Below are 19,982 nucleotides of genomic sequence, written 5' to 3'. Positions count from 1 at the left end.
TCATGGTCGTAATACGGCTGTAACAAAAACATCATTTCATAGCCGCATCCGCCGACCACGTCGGCTCTTCCCCGCTATGGAGTGACCATGAAACTGCACTCGGCCGGCCTTGCCGCCCTTTCCCTGGCCATCGCCCTGGGCCTGTCGGCCTGCGGTGGCGACAAGCAGGCCGCGCAGCAGCCGGCGGCCGACGGTGCCGCTGCCCCGGCCGCTGCCGGTGCCAAGGTGACCGCCGAAGTGTCCGGCGCGGGCGCGTCCTTCATCTTCCCGCTGGTCTCCAAGTGGTCGGCCGACTACAACGCCACCACCGGGGCCAAGATCAACTACCAGTCGATCGGCTCCGGCGGCGGCATCGCCCAGATCAAGGCCGGCACCGTCGACTTCGGCTCCTCCGACAAGCCGCTGAGCAGCGAAGAGCTGGCACAGGCCGGCCTGGCCCAGTTCCCGTCGGCCATCGGCGGCGTGGTGCCGGTGGTCAACATCGAAGGCCTGGAAGCCGGCAAGCTGCGCCTGAGCGGCGCCCTGCTGGCCGACATCTTCCTGGGCAAGGTCAAGACCTGGAACGATCCGGCCATCGTCGCCGCCAACCCGGGCGTGAAGCTGCCGGACGGCAAGATCACCCTGGTCCACCGTTCGGACGGTTCGGGCACCACCTTCAACTTCTCCAACTACCTGTCCAAGGTCAGCCCGGAGTGGAAGAGCAAGGTCGGCGAAGGCACCTCGGTGCAGTGGCCGGACGGCGTCGGTGGCAAGGGCAATGAAGGCGTCGCTTCGTACGTGAAGCAGATCAAGGGCTCCATCGGCTACGTCGAGCTGGCCTACGCGCTGCAGAACGGCATGCCGTACACCGCCATGCAGAACGCCGCCGGCAACTGGGTCGAGCCCAGCGCGGAAACCTTCGCCGCGGCGGCCGCCAGCGCCGACTGGGCCAGCGCCAAGGACTTCAACCTGGTCATCACCAACGCCCCGGGCGAGCAGGCGTGGCCGATCACCGCCACCAACTTCATGCTGATGCAGAAGCAGCCGAAGGACGCCAAGCGCAACCAGGACACCCTGGCCTTCTTCAAGTGGGCCTTCGAGAACGGCCAAGCCCAGGCCAACGAGCTGCACTACGTGCCGCTGCCGGCCGAACTGGTCAAGCAGATCGAGGCCTACTGGGCGACCGACCTGAAGTGACGGACTCGACGGTGCCCGCCCCGCGCGGGCACCGCTTCCACGCCGTGCCGCCCCGCCCCTTCCTGGCCCTGCCGTCCCCATGAATGCCATCGCCCAGCCTGTAGCCGCCCCGTCCACGCGTGATGCGCGTGATGCCCGCAACGACAAACTGTTCCGATGGGTGCTGGTCGGCACCGTCATCTTCGTCCTGATCGCCCTGGCCTGCGCCGCGCTGTCGATGCTGTGGGGCGGCCGCCATGCCCTGCAGATGCAGGGCCTGAGCTTCTTCTTCTCCGCCGACTGGAATCCGGTCGAAAACAAATTCGGCGCGCTCGCCCCGATCTACGGCACCCTGGTCACCGCCGTCATCGCGATGGTCATCGCCGTGCCGGTCAGCTTCGGCATCGCCTTCTTCCTCACCGAAGTCGCGCCACGCTGGCTGCGTGGCCCGGTCGGCACAGCCATCGAACTGCTGGCCGGCATTCCCTCGATCATCTACGGCATGTGGGGCCTGTTCGTGCTGGTGCCGGTGATGACCGAGTACGTCACGCCGTTCCTCAACGAGACCCTGGGCGAATGGCCGATCATCGGCCCGATGTTCCAGGGCCCGCCGCTGGGCATCGGCATGCTCACCGCCGGTTTCGTGCTGGCGATCATGGTCATTCCGTTCATCTCCTCGGTGATGCGCGAAGTGTTCCTGACCGTGCCGACCCGCCTGAAGGAATCGGCCTATGCGCTGGGCTCCACCAAGTGGGAAGTGAGCTGGGACATCGTGCTGCCCTACACCCGCTCGGCGGTGATCGGCGGCATCTTCCTCGGCCTCGGCCGCGCCCTCGGCGAGACGATGGCGGTGGCCTTCGTGATCGGCAACAGCGTGCGCCTGTCGCCGTCGCTGCTGGAACCGGGCACCACCATTGCTGCGCTGATCGCCAACGATTTCGGTGAAGCCACTGAAACCTACCGTTCGGCCCTGCTGCTGCTCGGCTTCGTCCTCTTCATCGTCACCTTCGTGGTGCTCGCCATCGCCCGCCTGATGCTGATGCGCCTGTCCCGCAAGGAGGGCAACTGATGTCCAGCACCGCTGACTCCCTGTACCTGCGCCGCCGCATCGGCAATGTCGTTGCGATCACCGCCTCCTGCGCCACCGCGCTGTTCGGTTTGTTCTTCCTGGGCTGGATCCTGTTCACCCTGGCCTCCAAGGGCCTGGCCGGCATCAACCTGGATCTGTTCACCAAGATGACGCCGCCGCCGATGCAGGAAGGCGGCCTCGCCAACGCGTTCTTCGGCAGCGCCGTGATGTGTGCGCTGGCCATCGGCATCGGCACCCCGCTGGGCGTATTGGCGGGCACCTGGCTGGCCGAGTACGGCAACGCCCGCAAGGCCGGCACCGTGGTCCGCTTCGTCAACGACATCCTGCTGTCGGCCCCGTCCATCGTGCTCGGCCTGTTCGTCTACACCCTGTACGTGATGCAGACCGGCGGCAACTTCTCGGCGTTCGCCGGTGCGCTGTCGCTGGCCTTCATCGTGCTGCCGGTGGTGGTACGCACCACCGACGAGATGCTGCGCCTGGTGCCCTCGCAGATGCGCGAAGCGGCCCTGTCGCTGGGCATCCCGCAGTGGAAGGTGATTGTGCAGGTGCTGTACCGCAGTGCCTCGGCCGGCATCATCACCGGCATCCTGCTGGCACTGGCCCGCATCTCCGGCGAGACCGCACCGCTGCTGTTCACCGCCTTCGGCAACCAGTACTGGAACAACAACATCTTCCAGCCGATGGCCTCGGTGCCGGTGGTGATGAACCAGTTCGCCGGCAGCCCGTATGAATCCTGGCAGGTGCTGGCCTGGGCCGGTGCCCTGGTGCTGACTGTCTTCGTGTTGCTGGTGAGCCTTGCCGCCCGCGGCATCCTGCTGCGCAACCGTATCTCCCATGACTGACCTTTCCGTGGATAATGCCATGAACGACCTTTCCAACGCCGTGCCGATGCAGCGCATCGCCGTGCCGTCCTCGCACGAGAGCCTGCACACGCCGTCGCCGGTGAAGCTGGCTGCGCGTGGACTGGACTTCTACTACGACAAGTTCCACGCCCTGAAGGGCATCAACCTGGAAATCCCGGAAAAGCGCGTGACCGCGCTGATCGGTCCTTCCGGTTGCGGCAAGTCGACCCTGCTGCGCATCTTCAACCGCATCTACGCGCTGTACCCGAAGCTGGAAGCGCGCGGTGAAGTGCTGCTGGACGGCGAGAACATCCTGTCGCCGAAGTACCCGATGAACCGCCTGCGCAGCAAGGTCGGCATGGTGTTCCAGAAGCCGGTGCCGTTCCCGATGACCATCTTCGAGAACGTGGCCTACGGCATCCGCCACCACGAGAAGCTGAGCAAGGCCGACATGGCCGACCGCGTCGAGCAGGCGCTGCGCCAGGGCGCGCTGTGGGACGAAGTGAAGGACAAGCTGGGGCAGAGCGCACTGGGCCTGTCCGGCGGCCAGCAGCAGCGCCTGTGCATCGCCCGTGCCGTGGCCCTGCGCCCGTCGGTGCTGCTGCTGGACGAGCCGACCTCGGCGCTGGATCCGATCTCGACCAGCCGCATCGAGCAGCTGGTGGAAGAACTCAAGCACGAGTACACCATCGTGATCGTCACCCACAACATGCAGCAGGCCGCTCGCGTGTCCGACTACACCGCCTTCATGTACCTGGGCGACCTGATCGAGCACGACCGCACCGAAGTGATCTTCTCGCAGCCGTCGCAGCGGCAGACCGAGGACTACATCACCGGCCGCTTCGGCTGAAACGTCAGTCGAGCACGGCTCGACCCTACAGACACCATCAGTCGAGCGTGGCTCGACTCTACAGAGTGGAACAACCATGAACCTTCCCAACGACCACATCGTCAAGAGCTACGACGAAGAGCAGCAGCGCCTGGTGGCCGAGATCGTGCGCATGGGCGAGATGGCCGTCGCCCAGCTCGAAGCGTCGATGGACGTGATCGAGAAGCGCGACGAGAACGCTGCCCATCGCATCATCGCCAACGACGAGGCGATCGATGCGCTGGAACAGCAGATCAGCCACGACGTGATGCGCCTGGCGCTGCGTGGCCCGATGGCGCGCGACCTGCGCGAGATCCTTGCCGGCCTGCGCATTCCGGCCGACATCGAGCGCATCGGTGACTACGCTGCCAACGTCGCCAAGCGCTCGATCGCGCTGGGCAAGGTGCCGCCGCTGCCGCAGATCCAGGGCCTGCGTGCACTGGGCCGCCTGGCCGCGCAGCAGGTCCGGCGTGCCATTGCCGCCTACCGCGACAACGATGCTGATGCCGCGCTGGAACTGCGTGAGGACGACGCCCGCCTGGACGCGCAGTACACCGCGCTGTTCCGCGAGCTGCTGACCTACATGATGGAAGACCCGCGCAACATCACCCCGTGCACGCACCTGCTGTTCATGGCCAAGAACCTGGAGCGCGTGGGCGACCACGCCACCAACATCGCCGAGAACGTATGGTTCCTGGTGCATGGCGAGCAGCCGCTGCCACCGCGTGAAAAGCGCGACGAGACCTCCAGCACCGGCCAGCCCTGACGCTGCACTGCAACACCGGAGTCGACTCCAAGGTGGCCGCTGTCCTGGTGACAGCGGCCTTCTTTTTTGGGGTGTTTCATCCGCATTGTGGGCGCCACGCGTGCCCGGTGCGGACCTGCCGGATGCTTCTGTAACAGATCTCACGAAAATTTGAGTTCTTGGCGAGGATTCGTTGAGTAGGATCGCTGCACCATCGATTCACCCCGGGCACCTGCCCACCACCCAGGAGTAAGACCGATGAGCAGTTCCAACAAGACCCTGTCCCTGCTGACCGCTACCGCCCTGGCCGCCGGCCTGGGCATGACCGCCAGCGCCTCGGCGCTGAGCATGAGCGACCTCGCCCAGGGCTACCTGGTGGCCGGCCAGGCAGCCAAGGCCAGCACCGATGCCAAGGCCGCCGATACCAAGATGGCAGCCGACGCGACCAAGCACGCCGAAGGCAAGTGTGGTGCCGACGGCAAGACCGGCGAAGGCAAGTGCGGTGCCGACAAGGGCAAGGCTGCCGGCGCAGCGGGCGCCAAGGCCAAGACCGGCGACACGAAGTCGGCTGAAGGCAAGTGCGGCGAAGGCAAGTGCGGTGGAAAGCACTGACGTCCGCGCCAGCCTCGTCCACCCGCAGTCGCCGCTTCGCGCGGCGGCTGCAGGGTTGGGCCTGCGCCGGGCGCTGCTGCAGGATCTGCGTGACGCTCCGGCAGGCGACTTCGACTTCCTGGAATGCGCGCCGGAGAACTGGATCCATGTCGGCGGCCCGGCCGGTGATGCCCTGGCCGAACTGGCACACCGCCATCCGCTGAGCTGCCACGGCCTGTCGCTGTCGCTGGGCGGCAGTGCCGCCCTGGACACCCCGCTGCTGGAGCAGGTCGGCCGGTTCCTCGAAAAGCACCGCGTGCCGCTGTACAGCGAGCACCTGAGCTACTGCAGCGACGACGGCCACCTGTACGACCTGCTGCCGATCCCCTTCACCGACGAAGCCGTGCGCCATACCGCGCAGCGCATCCGCCGCGTGCAGGACCTGCTCGGCCGCCGCATCGCGGTGGAGAACGTGTCCTACTACCTGGCGCCGGAACCGGCGATGGACGAGCTGGCGTTCACCAATGCGGTGCTCGCCGAAGCCGACTGCGACCTGCTGCTGGACGTCAACAACGTCTACGTCAACGCCTGCAACCACGGCTACGATGCCGATGCCTTCATCGCCGGCCTGCCCGCGCAGCGCATCGTCTGCCTGCACGTGGCCGGGCACCTGGACGAGGCACCCGACCTGAAGATCGATACCCATGGCAGCGCGGTGATTGATCCGGTCTGGGAGTTGCTGGCGCGTACCTATGCTCGCATCGGCCCACGCCCCACCCTGCTCGAACGCGATTTCAATTTCCCGCCCTATGCGGAACTGCAGGGCGAACTGCAGACCATCCGCCGCCTGCAGGCCGCACACGCCGGGGCTGCACATGGCTGACGCTATCGACACCCTGCGCGCGCAGCAGCACGCGTTCACCGCGCACCTGCGCGATCCACAGGCGGTGCCGGCACCGGCCGGCCTGGATGCACGCCGGTTGGCGGTGTACCAGCACCTGCTGTTCAACAACCTGCTCGGGCTCCTGAGCAACGGTTTCCCGGTCTGCGTCCGCCTGCTCGGCGAACCGGCATGGAGCGCGCTGGTGCGCCACTACTTCGCCACCCATCGCTGCCAGACCCCCCTGTTCACCGAGCTGGCCGCCGAGTTCGTGCAGTGGCTGCAGGCACAGTCGCAGCTGCCGCACCCGGCGCTGGCCGAACTGGCCCACTACGAGTGGGTGGAAACCGCGCTGTACCAGTTGCAGGCCGAGCCACTTCCTGCGCCTGGCGATGTCGATCCGCTGCGGGTGCCGCTGCAGCGTTCGCCGCTGGCGTGGCCGCTGCTGTACCAGTGGCCGGTGCACCGTCTCGGTGCAGAGGATGCGCCGACCCAGCCCCTCCCAGAACCCACCGGCCTGCTGGTCCGCCGCGAAGCCGACGGTGAAGTGCGATTCGCCGCGCTCAGCCCCTTGGCGGTGCACCTGCTGTCCAGCATCGGTGAACAGCCTGGGCTGGAAGGCCGTACGTACCTGCAACGCCTCGCCACCACGCATGGGCTGGCCGAAGACGCGCTGGCCGGCCCCGGTGCCGCGCTGCTGCGGCAGTTCCTGCAGGCCGGCGTGATCGGCCCGCTCACCGCCCCGCCCTGACACCCCATTTGCGGAGATCCCCTGATGAACCTTCCGACCCTGGCCGCCGCGCGTGACCAGCTGGACCGTCTCGCCCCCTGGTTGGCCCCGCTCGGCCTGCGCCTGCTGCTGGCCTGGGAATTCTTCGAATCCGGCCGCGAGAAGCTGCGCGGCCAGAACTGGTTCGCCGACCTGCAGGACGCCTTTCCATTCCCGTTCGACCAGTTGCCGGCCACCCTGAACTGGCAACTGGCGACCTGGTTCGAACTGCTCGGGGCGGCCTGCCTGCTGTTCGGTTTCGGCACCCGTTTCGCCGCCGCGAGCCTGCTGGTGCTGACCGTGGTGGCCACCTATGCGGTGCATTGGCCGATGGAGTGGAACTCGCTGGCCGACCTGGCCATGGGCTATGCGATCAGCGACCAGGGCTTCGGCAACTTCAAGCTGCCGGTGCTGTTCATGGCCATGCTGCTGCCGCTGATCTTCACCGGCGCCGGCAAGCTGAGCGTGGACGCCTGGTTGGCGCGGTGGTCTCCCTCGGCCACACCTGCGCGGCCAGCGGTTCGGTAGATGCCGACCTTGGTCGGCGCGTCATGTGCCAACCAAGGTTGGCACCTACCGGGTTCTGCGTTCGTGCCACCACGGTGGCTGGCATGGGCTGCGTGGCCGGGCGCTCAGGGCCGCTCTGATAGAATTCACGCATGACTGACCCCATCCCCGCACCTGCCGCCGTTCCCGATTCCGCACTTCCCCAGGCGCAGCGCGCGATGTCACAACGCTTCCGCGGCTTCCTGCCGGTGGTGGTGGATGTCGAAACCGGCGGCTTCGACAGCCAGCGCAACGCGCTGCTGGAAATCGCTGCGGTGCCGATCGAGATGGACGAGAACGGCCTGCTCTACCCCGGCCAGACCGCCAGTGCCCACGTGGTCCCGGCCGAGGGCCTGGAGATCGACCCGAAGTCGCTGGAAGTGACCGGCATCATCCTCGACCATCCGTTCCGGCTGGCCAAGGAAGAAAAAGCGGCGTTGGACCACATCTTCACTCCGGTGCGTGCGGCGATGAAGAAGTACGGCTGCCAGCGCGCGATCCTGGTTGGCCACAATGCCCATTTCGACCTCGGCTTCGTCAACGCGGCCGTGGCGCGGACCGGCCACAAGCGCAACCCGTTCCATCCGTTCAGCGTGTTCGACACGGTCACCCTGGCCGGTATCGCCTACGGCCAGACCGTGCTGGCGCGTGCGGCCACTGCCGCCGGGCTGGGTTGGGATGCGAATGAAGCGCACAGCGCGGTATATGACACCGAGCAGACCGCGCGGCTGTTCTGCACCATCGCCAACGCCTGGCCGCGGTAAGAAAGCGCTTTCTGTAGAGCCGAGCCATGCTCGGCTGCACCTTTTTCCGCGCTGCCGCGCGGTGGTCGAGCACGGCTCGACTCTACAGGCCGACGTCGTTCCATCGATGCATGGTGGCGAATCAATCGCCGCACAGTAGATCCACGCCATGCGTGGATGCGATCAACCAATGCTCGTGCGATCGCGGCCGTCGCTCTTGGCGCGGTACAGCGCGCGGTCGGCGCGCTGGTACAGCAGCGCCGGGGTGCGGTCGTCGGCATCCAGCTCCACCAGCCCCGCACTGAAGGTCACGCGCAGGCCTTCCACACCGGCCCAGTCGGGGTGGTCATGGAACAGGCCGCGCAGGCGCGCGCACAGCTGCGCGGCTTCCTCCAGGCGGGTGTCATTGAGCAGCAGCGCGAACTCTTCGCCGCCGGTTCGCGCCGGCAGGTCGGAGTCGCGGCTGGCGGCTGCGATCAGCGTCGCCACCTGCACCAGCACGGCATCGCCGATGCTGTGGCTGTGGCGGTCGTTGACGTCCTTGAAATGGTCGATGTCCAGCACCACCAGGCACAGTGGATGACCACTGCGCTGCGAACGGGCGAAGTCACGCGCCAGCGTCTCGTCGAAGCCGCGGCGGTTGGCCAGCCCGGTCAGCGCATCCTCACGGGCCTGGCGCTCGAAGGCTTCGGCCTGGCGCGCCAAGCGTTCGGCCAGCTCGGTCTTTTCCTGGTTCAGCGCCTGCAGGTGCACGGTCTTGGCCTGCAGGTCGAAGGTCGCGTCGTCCACCCGCCGCGCCAGGCGCAGGTTGCTGGCCTTCAGCTGCTGCAGCAGCAGGCGGTACAGTGCCACCAGGCCGGCCAGCAGCAACAGCCCGCCCAGCGCCTGCACGCTGCGCCGCTGCCACCAGAACGGCTCGACGCTGAAGCTCCACACCGCCTCCTGTTGGCCCCAGCTGCCGCCCGGATGCGCCGCAGCCACATGCAGGGTGTAGTCGCCCGGCGGCAGGCCAACGAACTCGACGCTGCGCTGCGGGCCACGCTCGACCCAGCCGGCATCGAGGCCGTCCAGCCGCGTGCGGTAGCGGATCCGGTCGGACATCAGGTAGCTCAGGCCGACATAGCTCACCGCCAACCGGCGGCCACCGGGAATGTAATTGCGATCCGGTCCCTCCCAGTGCACCGGCGCACCATCCACCTGCACGCTCTCGATCGCCGCCGGCGGCGATGGCCGCTCGCGGAAACGCTGCAGGCGTTGCGGGTCGACCGTGCTCAGGCCACCGGCGGTGACCACCCAGAACGTGCCATCCTGGCGCAGGATCGCCGATGGACTGGAGCTGCCATTGGCCTGTGCATTGGCCATGCCGTCGATCTCGTTGTAGCGCTCCAGCACCACCCGCGGCGTGCGGCCATCGGCCACCGCATTGAGGGTGGCCATGTCGGTGCGCAGCACACCACGGTTGCTGCTGATCCAGACATTGCCGAGGCGGTCCGGCACCAGCTGGAACACCGCGTCCACCGGCATGCCCTGCTCCAGGCCGACCCGCGCCAGCGCACCGTTGCGCCAGCGGTACAGGCCACGATCACTGCTGATCCACATCGCATCGCCCAGCTGGTGGAAACCGAACACGCTGCGGCCGCCCCCCAGCGGGGCCAGGTCGATCGACTGCACGTGGTCGCCACGCAGCACGCGGATGCCTTCGATGGTGCCGATCCACAGGTTGCCCTGGTGGTCATGCTCGAGCGCGGTGATCAGGCCGCCGGGCATGCCCGGCACGTTCGAGACCTGCACCCGGTCGCCGTCGATGCGCACCACGCCCTTCTGCGTGCCGGCCCAGACCACGCCCTGCGGGTCAACGGTGATCGCACGGATGTTGCCGCCCGGCATGCCGTCAGCCGCCGCATAGTTGTGGCGCAGGCCCCCATCGCGACCCAGCCGGTAAACGCCGTCGCCGAAGGTTCCCACCCACAGGTCACCGTCCGGCCCCTGTGCCAGGCTCAGTACCGAGGGCGCCTTGCCGCCGCGGTTGTGCAGCGGCACCGCGCGGAAACGACCGTCGCGGGTCTGGAGGTCAAGGCCGCTGGCGCTGCCGACCCACAGCTGGCGGTCGCGATCCTCGAACACCGTGCGCACGTAGTCGCCACTGAGCCCATCGCGCTCGGTGAAGCTGCTGAACAGTGTTTCGCGCAGGCGGTACAGGCCCCCATTGGCTCCCACCCAGATGCTGCCTTCGGCATCCTCGCGCAGGCTGACCACGCGTCCGCCCGGCAGGTTCAGGCCGGCCGGCAGCCGCTCCAGGCCATGGGCGGAAATGCGCAGCAGGCCCTGGTTCTCGGTACCCAGCCACAGATCGCCATGCCGGTCCTGCAGCATCGAGGTCATGTGCAGCTGGCCCGGCAGGCGGTGCACCAGCACCAGCTCGTCGTCCTCCACCCGGTACAGGCGCTCGCCGGCGACGATCCACAGCGCGCCATCCGGTGCCCGGTACGGCCACGACAGGCCGCTGCCGGCGCCCAGCCCCCACGCGGCGGGCGCGCGCTTGAGCACGCCGTCGTTGTCGCGCAGCACCAGCCCGTCGAGCGTGCCGACCCATACCCGGTCCTGTGCATCGACCACCAGCTTGGTGAAGCTCATCGCCATCGGCAGGTCCGCCGCCGGTGCCTGGTAGACGATGCCGGCATCCGGCGTCAGGTAGCCGATGCCCTTGCCTTCGTACAGCAGCCACAGCCGGCCCTGGCTGTCCATCTGCATGGACTGGATCAGCACCTGCGGTGTACCGGCCTGGTGCTCCCAGACCCGCCATTGGCCGTCGCTGCCGCGGTGGCTGACGTTGCCGCGCGAATCGCTGATCCACAGCCCGCCCTGGCGGTCGACGAACAGTGCGCCGATGCCGTTGTCGCGCAGGCCCGGGCGCGTACTGCGGTCGAACACGGTGAAGTCCAGTCCGTTGTAGCGCACCAGCCCTTCCCAGGTGGCGAACCACAGATGGCCCTCCGGCGTCTGTGCGATGTCGCGCAGCGAGTTGTGCGGCAGGCCGTTGCGCGAGGTCCATACGTCGATGGCGTAGTCGCGCAGCGGGGGCGCGCCCTCCTGTGCCGCCAGCGGCAGCGCGAGGGCCAGCAGCAACCACAGCAGGCCCTGCCGCAGTGCCCGCCTGAATCCTGATGCGCGGCGCTCCACCCAGCGCCCCTCGTCCCCCTGCCCGCCCATCACCGCAGCAGCGGCGGCCAGGTGCGGCTGCAGGGCGCGGCAGCGTGCGGGAACAGCCGGGCAGCGCGCACTGGCATGCCGGCGGGAACGGGCTGGCTCATCGAGGGGAGACTGGGGAGATGGGCAGATGATAGGCCAAACCCCGGCCCCGGCGTCACCGTCCGCGGCCCGCCGGCTCAGCCGGCGCGGCCGGGCGCCACCACCTGGGCACTGGCCGGCCACTGCACCACCGCCTCCAGGCCACCTTCGGCCCGGTTGCGCAGCCACAGCCGCGCGCCGTCCTTCTCGGCCAGGGCGCGGGCGATGGTCAGGCCCAGGCCGGCCCCGCCGGTCTGGCGCGAACGCGAGGTTTCCACCCGCACGAACGGATCGAACACCGCCTCCAGCTGCTCTTCGGCCAGGCCGGGGCCGTCATCGGCCACCACTACGGTGATCGCACCGCCGCTGCGCTCGACCCGTACCCGCGCCCGCTGCGCGTACATCACCGCGTTGTCCACCAGGTTGGAGAACAGGCGGTGCATGGCCAGCGGACGCAGCATCAGCACCGAACCACTGCCCCCCTCGAAGACCACGTCGGCGCCGCCTTCGGCGGTGTCCTCGACGATGCTCTCCAGCAGTGAATCCAGGTCGAGTGCGGCGCGCTGCTCGGCACTCTCGGCACTGCGGGCCAGTTCCAGGCCCTCGCGCACCAGCGCCTGCATCGCCGCCAGGTCACCGATCAGGCGCTCGCGCAGGGCTTCGTCGCTGACATTCTCCAGGCGTAGGCGCAACCGGGTCAGCGGCGTCTGCAGGTCATGGGTGATCGCCGCCAGCATCTGCGTGCGTTCGGCCAGGTGCCGCTGCAGGCGATGCTGCATGGCGTTGAAGGCTTCGGCGGCGCGCTGCACTTCACGCGGCCCGCGCAGTGGCAACGGGTCGCGCTGCAGATCGTCGCCGAGATCCTCGGCAGCGGCGGCCAGTTCCTGCAGTGGCGCACTGGCCATGCGCGCAACGATATAGGCCAGCACGGCAATCGCCAGCACCAGCAGGGTCAGGAACCACGGGTCCACGGCGAGGATGCCGTTGTGCGCCACCGCCGGCGAGTCCAGCGCCAGTTTCAGCAGCGTGCCGTCGTTGAGGGTCACGTCCACCGCGCGGCACTTGGGCGGGATGAACGCCGGGTCGCGTTCGCGCGGCGGCCGCCGGTGACCCGGCGGTGGCGGCGGCAGCAGGTCCTGCAGCTTGGGAATGCAGGAGCGGAACGAAGCGAAGTGCACATGCGCGCGCGACACCGGTCCGGGGCGGTCTTCCAGCACTTCCATCAGCGCCGTGTCGGCACGCCCGAGGCGGGCTCCGGGCTGCAGCGCGCGCACGCTCGGCCCGCCGATCGCCAGCAGGCGCTCGCGCAGCTCCGGATTGCCGTCCAGCAGGTTGACGTAGCCCTGCAGGCGGTCGGCGATGCGGTTCAGGTTCTGCCGCTCGAACTCCTGCTGGCGCTTGGAAGTGGCCAGCATGGTCGCGCCGATCGCAGCCACCGCCATGCCCAGCAACAGGATCACGAACAACCGCCCGACCATCGAGGACAGGAAATGGCGCAGGCGCTTCATCGCGGCTTATTCCAGGTTGACCGCGGAGGCCAGCACGTAGCCCTCGTTGCGCACGGTCTTGATCAGTCCGTCCGGGCCACCGTCGTCGCCCAGCTTGTTGCGCAGGCGGCTGACCTGCAGGTCGATCGCGCGGTCCTGTGCCTCGTAGTTGCGGCCACTGCTGAGCGCGACCAGCTGCTCGCGCGACAGCACCTTGTTGGCGTGCGCGATGAACACCCGCAGCAGGCGGAACTCGGCGCCGGACAGCACCACCACGCGATCATCCGGATCGACCAGGTGGCGATGTTCCAAGTCGAACACCCAGCGCGAGAAGCGCGCACGGCGCACCGCCAGCGGCTCCAGGTTGGCCGGCAGCGCCTCGGTCCGGCGCAGCACGTTGCGGATGCGTGCCAGCAGCTCGCGCGGTTCGAACGGCTTGGCCAGGTAGTCATCGGCGCCCATTTCCAGCCCCAGCACGCGATCGATCGGCTCGGCGCGTGCGGTCAGCATGATCACCGGCGTGTTCGAACGCGCACGCAGGTCACGGCACAGGGTCAGGCCATCCTCGCGCGGCAGGTTGAGGTCGAGCACGATCAGGTCCACGTGCTCGCGGTCCAGCAGCTGGCGCATGGCGGTGCCATCGGCCGCCGTGCTCACCAGGTAACCGGCGCGGCCGAGCTGCTCGGCCAGCAGCGTGCGGATGTCGTTGTCGTCGTCGACGATCAGCAGTCGATGCATCGGGTTTTCAGTCTCCATGTCGCGATCATCCCGTGTCGGCAGCTGAACCGCATCCGGGGCAATGCGTACCAGTGTATCCACCCACGGGCGGGATACCTGTGGTTACGCGTATTCACCGACAGTGTTACATACAGACATACCCCGAGGATTGAGCCGTCCATCGCCCGGTCTTCACAATGCCCGCCAACGCCGCACGCGCGGCCCCGAGAGTGAAGCCACGACGTGACGTTCCGCCTGCTGCCCGCGACACGCCGGAGTCGCCTGATACTGATCGCCCTGCTTGCCCTGATCGTCGCCGCCACCGCCTGGTGGCTGCTGCGCAAGCCCGCCGCGCCGGCGGTGGCCACCTCGCCGGTCAGCCGCGGTGACATCGAGCAGACGGTGGACGCCACCGGCGTGATCGATGCCTACAAGCTGGTCAGCGTCGGTGCGCAGGCCTCGGGCCAGATCAAGTCGCTGAAGGTGCAGCTGGGCGACACCGTGAAGGAAGGCGACCTGATTGCCGAGATCGACGCCACCACCCAGCAGAACCAGGTGCTCAACGCGCAGGCCTCGCTGGACCAGGTCACCGCCCAGCGCGCCGTCCAGCAGGCCACCCTGCGCCAGGCCGAACTGGAATTCGCGCGCCAGCAGCAGATGCTAGCCGCCGAGGCCACCTCGCGCCAGGAATACGATGCCGCCGAGGCGCAGCTGAAGACCGCCCGTGCCCAGCTGCAGTCCTACGAGGCGCAGATCAAGGGCCGCGAAACCGAGCTGGGCACCGCCCGCGCCAACCTGGCCTACACCCGCATCACCGCGCCGATGGACGGCACCGTGGTGGCGGTGGTGGCGGAGGAAGGCCGCACGGTGAACGCCAACCAGACCGCGCCGACCATCGTCATGCTGGCGCGGCTGGACGTGGTGACCGTCAATGCGGAGATCTCCGAGGCCGACGTGGTCAAGATCAAGGCCGGCATGCCGGTGTACTTCACCACGCTCGGCGACCCGGACCGCAAGTACCACGCCACGCTGCGCCAGATCAATCCGGCGCCAGCCTCGATCGCCAACGAGAATTCATCCAGCTCCAGCAGCTCCTCCAGTTCCAGTTCCAGCAGCGCGGTCTACTACAACGCGCTGTTCGACGTGGAGAACCCGGATGGCACGCTGCGCATCGACATGACCGCGCAGGTCTCGGTGCTGCTCAAGCAGGCCAAGGGCGTGCTGATGGTGCCGGCAGTGGCGCTGGGGCCGAAGCGCCGTGGCGACGAGCGCATGGTGCGGGTGCTGGACGACAAGGGCCAGCCGCAGCCGCGCAAGGTCACGGTGGGCATCAACAATGGCGCCTCGGCCGAGATCCTGTCCGGGCTGAAGGAAGGCGAGCGCGTGGTGGTCGGCGAAGCGGGTGCGGCCGGTGCCAGCGCCGGCGGCGGCAACCGCGGCGGCATGCAGATGCGGGTTGGCGGCCCGGGCATGGGGCGCCGATGAGCACGACGGCGCCGCTGCTGCGCCTGCGCGACCTGCGACGTGAATTCCCGGCCGGCGATGATGTGATCGCCGTGCTGCGCGACGTCAATCTCGACATCCACGCCGGTGAGATGGTGGCCATCGTCGGCCAGTCCGGCTCGGGCAAGTCGACGCTGATGAACATCCTCGGCTGCCTCGATCGTCCCAGCCGTGGCAGCTACCAGGTGGCCAGCCGCGAAACCGGGAAGATGCAACCGGACGAACTGGCCGAACTGCGCCGCGAGCATTTCGGTTTCATCTTCCAGCGCTACCACCTGCTCGGCGACCTGGATGCGCGCGGCAACGTGGAAGTGCCGGCGGTGTACGCCGGCAGCCCCGGCCCGGTGCGCAACGCGCGTGCCGAGCAACTGCTGCAGCGGCTGGGCCTGAGCGACCGCATGCATCACAAGCCGGGCCAGCTGTCCGGTGGCCAGCAGCAGCGCGTGTCGATCGCACGCGCCCTGATGAACGGCGGCGAGGTGATCCTGGCCGACGAACCGACCGGCGCGCTGGACACGAAATCCGGCGAGGAAGTGATGGCGATCCTCGGCGAACTGCATGCCGAAGGCCACACCATCATCATCGTCACCCACGACATGAGCGTGGCCGAGCACGCGCAGCGCATCATCGAAATCCGCGATGGCGAGATCATCGCCGACCGCGCCAACCCGAATGCGCCGACCTACCGTGCGCAGCGCGAGGCCAGTACCGGCGTCGCCCGCGGCAACAGCTGGCGGGCCGCGCGCGACCGCTTCACCGAGGCGTTCCGCATGGCGCTGCTGGCGATGAACGCACATCGGCTGCGAACCTTCCTGACCATGCTCGGCATCATCATCGGCATCGCCTCGGTGGTCTCGGTGGTGGCGCTGGGCAATGGCTCCCAGCAGCAGATCCTGCAGAACATCAGCGCGCTCGGCACCAATACCATCGACGTCTATCCCGGCCGCGGTTTCGGCGACATGCGCTCGGCACGCGTACAGACGCTCAAGGCCAGCGATGCCGATGCACTGGCAAGGCAGAGCTACGTGGACAGCGCCACCCCCAGCGTATCGACTTCGGTCACCGCGCGTTACCGCAACCAGTCGTCCACCGCCCAGGTCAGCGGCGTTGGCGAGCAGTTCTTCCGGGTCAAGGGCGTGACCCTGCTCAGCGGCAGCTTCTTCGATGCCGATGCGGTCAAGGGCCTGGGCCAGGTGGCGGTGATCGACGAGAACACCCAGTCCCAGTTCTTTCCCGATGTCGACCCGGTCGGCCAGGTGATCCTGCTCGGCAACGTGCCGGCGCGCGTGGTCGGCGTGGCCAAGCGGCAGAGTTTCGGCTTCGGCGGCAGCACCAGCCTCAGCGTGTGGGTGCCGTACACCACGGTGATGTCGCGCATGCTCGGCCAGAGCCACGTGTCCAGCATCACCGTGCGCGTGGACGATGACACGCCGATGGACGCCGCGCAGGAAGCGATCACCCGCCTGCTGACCCTGCGCCATGGCACCGAGGATTTCTTCCTCAGCAACAGCGCCGAGATCCGCGAGACCATCGAGCAGACCACGCGCACGATGACCCTGCTGATCGGTGCCATCGCCGCCATCGCGTTGCTGGTCGGTGGCATCGGCGTGATGAACATCATGCTGGTATCGGTGACCGAGCGCACCCGCGAGATCGGGGTGCGCATGGCCGTCGGCGCACGGCAGAGTGATATCCGCCAGCAGTTCCTGATCGAAGCGGTGCTGGTCTGCCTGCTCGGCGGCGTGCTCGGTATCGGCCTGGCCCTGCTGCTGGGCTCGATGATCGGCCGCTTCGCCAGCGACTTCCAGGTGCTGTTCTCCACCGCCTCGATCGTCGCCGCGTTTGCCTGCTCGACCCTGATCGGCGTTGCGTTCGGCTTCCTGCCAGCGCGCAACGCCGCGCAGCTCGACCCGGTGGAGGCCCTGGCCCGCGAATGAAGATGATGACCCGACTGCCCTTCCCCGCTCCCCGGCACCTGCTGCTGGCCGGTGCCGTTCTACTCGCCCTGTCCGGCTGCGCGTCGGTCGGCCGCTACCCGGTGCACGACCCGGCCGTGGCGGCGCAGTACGGACGTGGCGATGCCACCCTCAACGCGCCAGCCGATGACCCGCGCAGCAGCCTGGATACACCGGGCCGCGACATCCGCCAGGACACCTGGTGGACCGGCTTCGGCGATGAACGCCTGGACCGCCTGGTGGCGCAGGCGCTGGCCGCCAACAGCGATCTGGCCGCCGCCGGCCTGGCCGTGCAGCGTTCGCGCCTGCAGGCCGGCCTGGCCAGCAACGCACTGTGGCCGCAGCCCTCGTCATCCGGCGTGAGCGGCAGCGCCAGCCGCGCCACCGACCAGTCTGATGATTGGCGCCGCAGCTATTCCACCGGCGTCTCGCTGGGTTGGGAAGTGGACCTGTGGGGCCGCCTGCGCACCCAGCGCGACATCGCCCGCTGGGAAGCCGAGGCCAGCGAGGAAGATCGGCAGAACACCGCGCTGCTGGTGATCAGCGACACCATCACCCAGTACTGGAACCTGGCCTACCTCAACCAGTCGATCGCCACCGGCCAGGCCAACCTGGAGCGCCTGGAACGCACCCGCGAACTGGTGCAGGCCCGCTTCGACGCCGGTGCGGTATCGCGCCTGGAAGTGCGCCAGGCACTGCAGAACCTGCAGTCGCAGCGGTCCTCGCAGAGCGCGCTGGAACAGCAGCGGGTGGAGGTGCGCAATGCGCTGACCGTGCTGCTGGACGGCACGCCCTGGCCCCAGCAGGACGAACCACAGGACCTGCTGGGCGCACGCAGCCCAGCCATCAGCGAAGGCCTGCCGACCGATCTGCTCGGCCGCCGCCCCGATCTGCGCGCGGCCGAACTTCGCCTGCGCAACAGCCTGAAGACCATCAAGGTCACCGCCACCCAGTACTACCCTGCGCTGAGCCTGACCGGCAGCCTCGGTTCCAGCGCGACCTCGCTGGGCGATGTACTGCGCAACCCGGTGGCCACGCTGGGCGCCGGCCTGTCGCTGCCGTTCCTCAACCTGCAGCGTGCGCAGCTGGATACCGATATCGCCGGCATCGCCTACCAGATCGCCGCCAGCAACTTCCGCAAGACGCTGTATACCGCGCTCTCGGAAGTGGACAACGCACTGTCGGCGCGCGAGCAGCTGGCGCGCCAGGTGGCGGCCTCGCAGGCTTCATACGACGAAGCGGTGGAAGTGGAACGCGCGCAGGAAGTGCGTTACCGCGTGGGTGCCACCGATCTGCGCACCTGGCTGGAAGCGCAGCAGACCCGGCGTGATGCCGAACTGTCGCTGGCACGCGCGCGCCAGGGCCAGCTCAACAACGACGTGACGCTGTTCAAGGCGTTGGGCGGCAGCGCGGGGTGAGGCGGGACATGAAACGGGGTCAGATCCCTTTTCCCATTGGAAAAGGAATCTGACCCCGATCACATCGCGCTGGCCGATCAACCGCGCTGGCGCACGGCCTCGAACAGGCTGACGCCGGCGGCGACGGAGACGTTCAGGCTCTCGATCTCGCCCGGCATCGGGATCTTGACCAGGCCATCGCAGTTCTCGCGGGTCAGGCGGCGCAGGCCATCGGCTTCGCCGCCCAGCACCAGCGCGATGTTGCCCTTCAGGTCCAGCTGGTACAGCGAGGCCGTGGCTTCACCGGCCAGGCCGTAGATCCACACGCCCTGCTTCTGCAGGTCCTTCAGGCAGCGCGAGAGGTTGGTCACCGCCACCACCGGGATCAGGTCGGCGGCACCGGCCGAAGTCTTGCGCACAGTGGCATTGACCGTGGCCGACTTGTCCTTCGGGATGATCACCGCGGTCGCCCCGGCGGCAGCGGCCGAGCGCAGGCAGGCGCCGAGGTTGTGCGGGTCCTGCACCTCGTCGAGCACCAGCAGCAGGGCCTTGCCCTCGGCCGCGGTGACCAGCCCTTCCAGCTCGTTCTCGCTGTAGGTACGGGCGGCGGCGTAGCGCGCGGCCACGCCCTGGTGGCGCACCGAACCGCCAACACCGTCCAGCGCCTGGCTGTTCACCTTGCGCACATCGATGCCCTTGCGGCGGGCGTTCTCTTCGATCTCGGTCAGGCGCGGGTTCTTCGCACCGGCCTCGACCAGCACTTCGCGGACGTTCTCGGCGTCGTTCTCGATGGAGGAGGCGACGGCGTTGACGCCGACAATCCACTGGCTGTTCTTGCTCATGCGGGCGGGGACCGGAAAGGGGGTGGCTATGGTAGAGCATCGGCAGGCCGGGCGCTGCGACCGGCCGCAGAGGGGCGTTACCGACTGCGCGGCGGCCAGTGCGGGGTGTCGTGGTCGGGGTGCTGGTGGGAGACGATGGTGGCCAGGAACTCCAGCGCGGCGACGTCGTCCTCGGTGCGCCGCGCCGGCAGGCCGGACAGGCTGTCGACGAACGGCAGCTTGCGCTCCACCCCGTACTGGATCGTCGGTGGCAGGCGTTCCGGCTCATCGAAGGCGCCGGCAGCCACGGCCACGCCATCCGGGGCTTCATAGGTCAGGGGTGTACCGCAGTCGGCGCAGAAACCACGCCGCACCACGTTGGACGACTGGAAATGGCGCGGCTGGCCGCGGGTCCAGCTGAACTGCACGCCGCGCACGGATACCAGCGGCGCGTAATAGGCACCGAACGCCTTCTGGCACATCCGGCAATGGCAGATCGAGCCGTCGGTGAGCTCGCCACGCGCCTGGAAGCGGACCGCGCCGCACTGGCAGCCGCCACTGTATTCGGGTTGGCCTTGCATGCTG

At 68.2% G+C, this 19,982-nt stretch carries 18 protein-coding genes; 13 read left to right on the top strand and 5 right to left on the bottom strand.

Annotated elements, in window-relative coordinates:
• Nucleotides 1-87: 87 nt before the first annotated feature.
• The 10 genes from pstS to rnt all read left to right on the top strand — a co-directional run bounded on the left by pstS (nucleotide 88) and on the right by rnt (nucleotide 8,250).
• A complete protein-coding gene (gene pstS, locus AC5P5W_RS02260) occupies nucleotides 88-1,176 on the top strand; it encodes a phosphate ABC transporter substrate-binding protein PstS (protein ID WP_014646539.1) in 1,089 nt (362 codons plus the stop codon).
• A 79-nt stretch (nucleotides 1,177-1,255) separates the two neighbouring features.
• Nucleotides 1,256-2,224 carry a phosphate ABC transporter permease subunit PstC gene (gene pstC / locus AC5P5W_RS02255; protein ID WP_005412771.1) on the top strand — a complete coding sequence of 323 codons (969 nt, stop codon included), beginning with the start codon at nucleotides 1,256-1,258 and terminating at the stop codon, nucleotides 2,222-2,224.
• On the top strand, nucleotides 2,224-3,087 hold the full coding sequence (gene pstA / locus AC5P5W_RS02250) for a phosphate ABC transporter permease PstA (protein WP_014646538.1): 864 nt from the start codon (nucleotides 2,224-2,226) through the stop codon (nucleotides 3,085-3,087). Before pstC ends, pstA begins: the two co-directional genes overlap by 1 nt.
• Before the next feature lie 19 nt (nucleotides 3,088-3,106).
• A complete protein-coding gene (gene pstB / locus AC5P5W_RS02245; RefSeq protein WP_005408788.1) occupies nucleotides 3,107-3,937 on the top strand; it encodes a phosphate ABC transporter ATP-binding protein PstB in 831 nt (276 codons plus the stop codon).
• A gap of 76 nt (nucleotides 3,938-4,013) precedes the next feature.
• Nucleotides 4,014-4,721, top strand: a complete 708-nt coding sequence (phoU, locus tag AC5P5W_RS02240) for a phosphate signaling complex protein PhoU (RefSeq protein WP_005408787.1) — start codon at nucleotides 4,014-4,016, stop codon at nucleotides 4,719-4,721.
• 237 nt (nucleotides 4,722-4,958) lie between these two features.
• On the top strand, nucleotides 4,959-5,312 hold the full coding sequence (locus AC5P5W_RS02235; RefSeq protein ID WP_014646537.1) for an HvfA family oxazolone/thioamide-modified RiPP metallophore: 354 nt from the start codon (nucleotides 4,959-4,961) through the stop codon (nucleotides 5,310-5,312).
• The gene (locus AC5P5W_RS02230; protein WP_197574751.1) at nucleotides 5,299-6,174 is read left to right on the top strand and encodes an HvfB family MNIO-type RiPP peptide maturase; all 876 of its coding nucleotides are present in this window, start codon (nucleotides 5,299-5,301) and stop codon (nucleotides 6,172-6,174) included. Before AC5P5W_RS02235 ends, AC5P5W_RS02230 begins: the two co-directional genes overlap by 14 nt.
• A complete protein-coding gene (locus AC5P5W_RS02225; RefSeq protein ID WP_069117332.1) occupies nucleotides 6,167-6,922 on the top strand; it encodes an HvfC family RiPP maturation protein in 756 nt (251 codons plus the stop codon). The genes AC5P5W_RS02230 and AC5P5W_RS02225 overlap by 8 nt, the downstream gene beginning before the upstream one ends.
• 24 nt (nucleotides 6,923-6,946) lie before the next feature.
• On the top strand, nucleotides 6,947-7,468 hold the full coding sequence (locus AC5P5W_RS02220) for an HvfX family Cu-binding RiPP maturation protein (protein WP_032956524.1): 522 nt from the start codon (nucleotides 6,947-6,949) through the stop codon (nucleotides 7,466-7,468).
• Between the two features lie 131 nt (nucleotides 7,469-7,599).
• On the top strand, nucleotides 7,600-8,250 hold the full coding sequence (rnt, locus tag AC5P5W_RS02215) for a ribonuclease T (protein WP_032956522.1): 651 nt from the start codon (nucleotides 7,600-7,602) through the stop codon (nucleotides 8,248-8,250).
• Nucleotides 8,251-8,412: 162 nt separating this feature from the next.
• On the opposite strand, the gene AC5P5W_RS02210 is transcribed toward rnt, so the two are convergent.
• The 3 genes from AC5P5W_RS02210 to AC5P5W_RS02200 form a co-directional block, all read right to left on the bottom strand.
• Nucleotides 8,413-11,439, bottom strand: a complete 3,027-nt coding sequence (locus AC5P5W_RS02210) for a ligand-binding sensor domain-containing diguanylate cyclase (RefSeq protein ID WP_053495256.1) — start codon at nucleotides 11,437-11,439, stop codon at nucleotides 8,413-8,415.
• A 176-nt stretch (nucleotides 11,440-11,615) separates the two neighbouring features.
• Nucleotides 11,616-13,025 (bottom strand): ATP-binding protein, encoded by a 1,410-nt coding sequence (locus AC5P5W_RS02205; protein WP_032956880.1) that lies wholly within the window; start codon nucleotides 13,023-13,025, stop codon nucleotides 11,616-11,618.
• A gap of 6 nt (nucleotides 13,026-13,031) precedes the next feature.
• Nucleotides 13,032-13,760, bottom strand: a complete 729-nt coding sequence (locus AC5P5W_RS02200) for a response regulator (RefSeq protein WP_041863210.1) — start codon at nucleotides 13,758-13,760, stop codon at nucleotides 13,032-13,034.
• A gap of 204 nt (nucleotides 13,761-13,964) precedes the next feature.
• On the opposite strand from AC5P5W_RS02200, the gene AC5P5W_RS02195 reads away from it, so the two are divergent.
• From AC5P5W_RS02195 to AC5P5W_RS02185, 3 genes are read left to right on the top strand one after another with little or no spacing between them, the layout of a single operon-like run.
• Nucleotides 13,965-15,206, top strand: coding sequence for an efflux RND transporter periplasmic adaptor subunit (locus AC5P5W_RS02195; RefSeq protein WP_014646531.1), 1,242 nt, complete (start codon nucleotides 13,965-13,967; stop codon nucleotides 15,204-15,206).
• On the top strand, nucleotides 15,203-17,161 hold the full coding sequence (locus tag AC5P5W_RS02190) for a MacB family efflux pump subunit (protein WP_126411884.1): 1,959 nt from the start codon (nucleotides 15,203-15,205) through the stop codon (nucleotides 17,159-17,161). Before AC5P5W_RS02195 ends, AC5P5W_RS02190 begins: the two co-directional genes overlap by 4 nt.
• Complete coding sequence (locus AC5P5W_RS02185) at nucleotides 17,158-18,597, top strand: TolC family protein (protein ID WP_126411883.1); 1,440 nt, start codon at nucleotides 17,158-17,160, stop codon at nucleotides 18,595-18,597. Before AC5P5W_RS02190 ends, AC5P5W_RS02185 begins: the two co-directional genes overlap by 4 nt.
• A 77-nt stretch (nucleotides 18,598-18,674) precedes the next feature.
• On the opposite strand, the gene rlmB is transcribed toward AC5P5W_RS02185, so the two are convergent.
• Nucleotides 18,675-19,418 (bottom strand): 23S rRNA (guanosine(2251)-2'-O)-methyltransferase RlmB, encoded by a 744-nt coding sequence (gene rlmB / locus AC5P5W_RS02180; protein WP_005408775.1) that lies wholly within the window; start codon nucleotides 19,416-19,418, stop codon nucleotides 18,675-18,677.
• 77 nt (nucleotides 19,419-19,495) lie between these two features.
• Nucleotides 19,496-19,978 carry a GFA family protein gene (locus tag AC5P5W_RS02175; RefSeq protein ID WP_197574752.1) on the bottom strand — a complete coding sequence of 161 codons (483 nt, stop codon included), beginning with the start codon at nucleotides 19,976-19,978 and terminating at the stop codon, nucleotides 19,496-19,498.
• Between the last annotated feature and the right edge of the window lie 4 nt (nucleotides 19,979-19,982).

It is taken from the genome of Stenotrophomonas sp. YJH_SMC_123 (genome assembly GCF_059368215.1).
The sequence above is the reverse complement of the archived record's forward strand: the minus strand, read 5'-3'. Positions and strand labels throughout refer to the sequence as shown.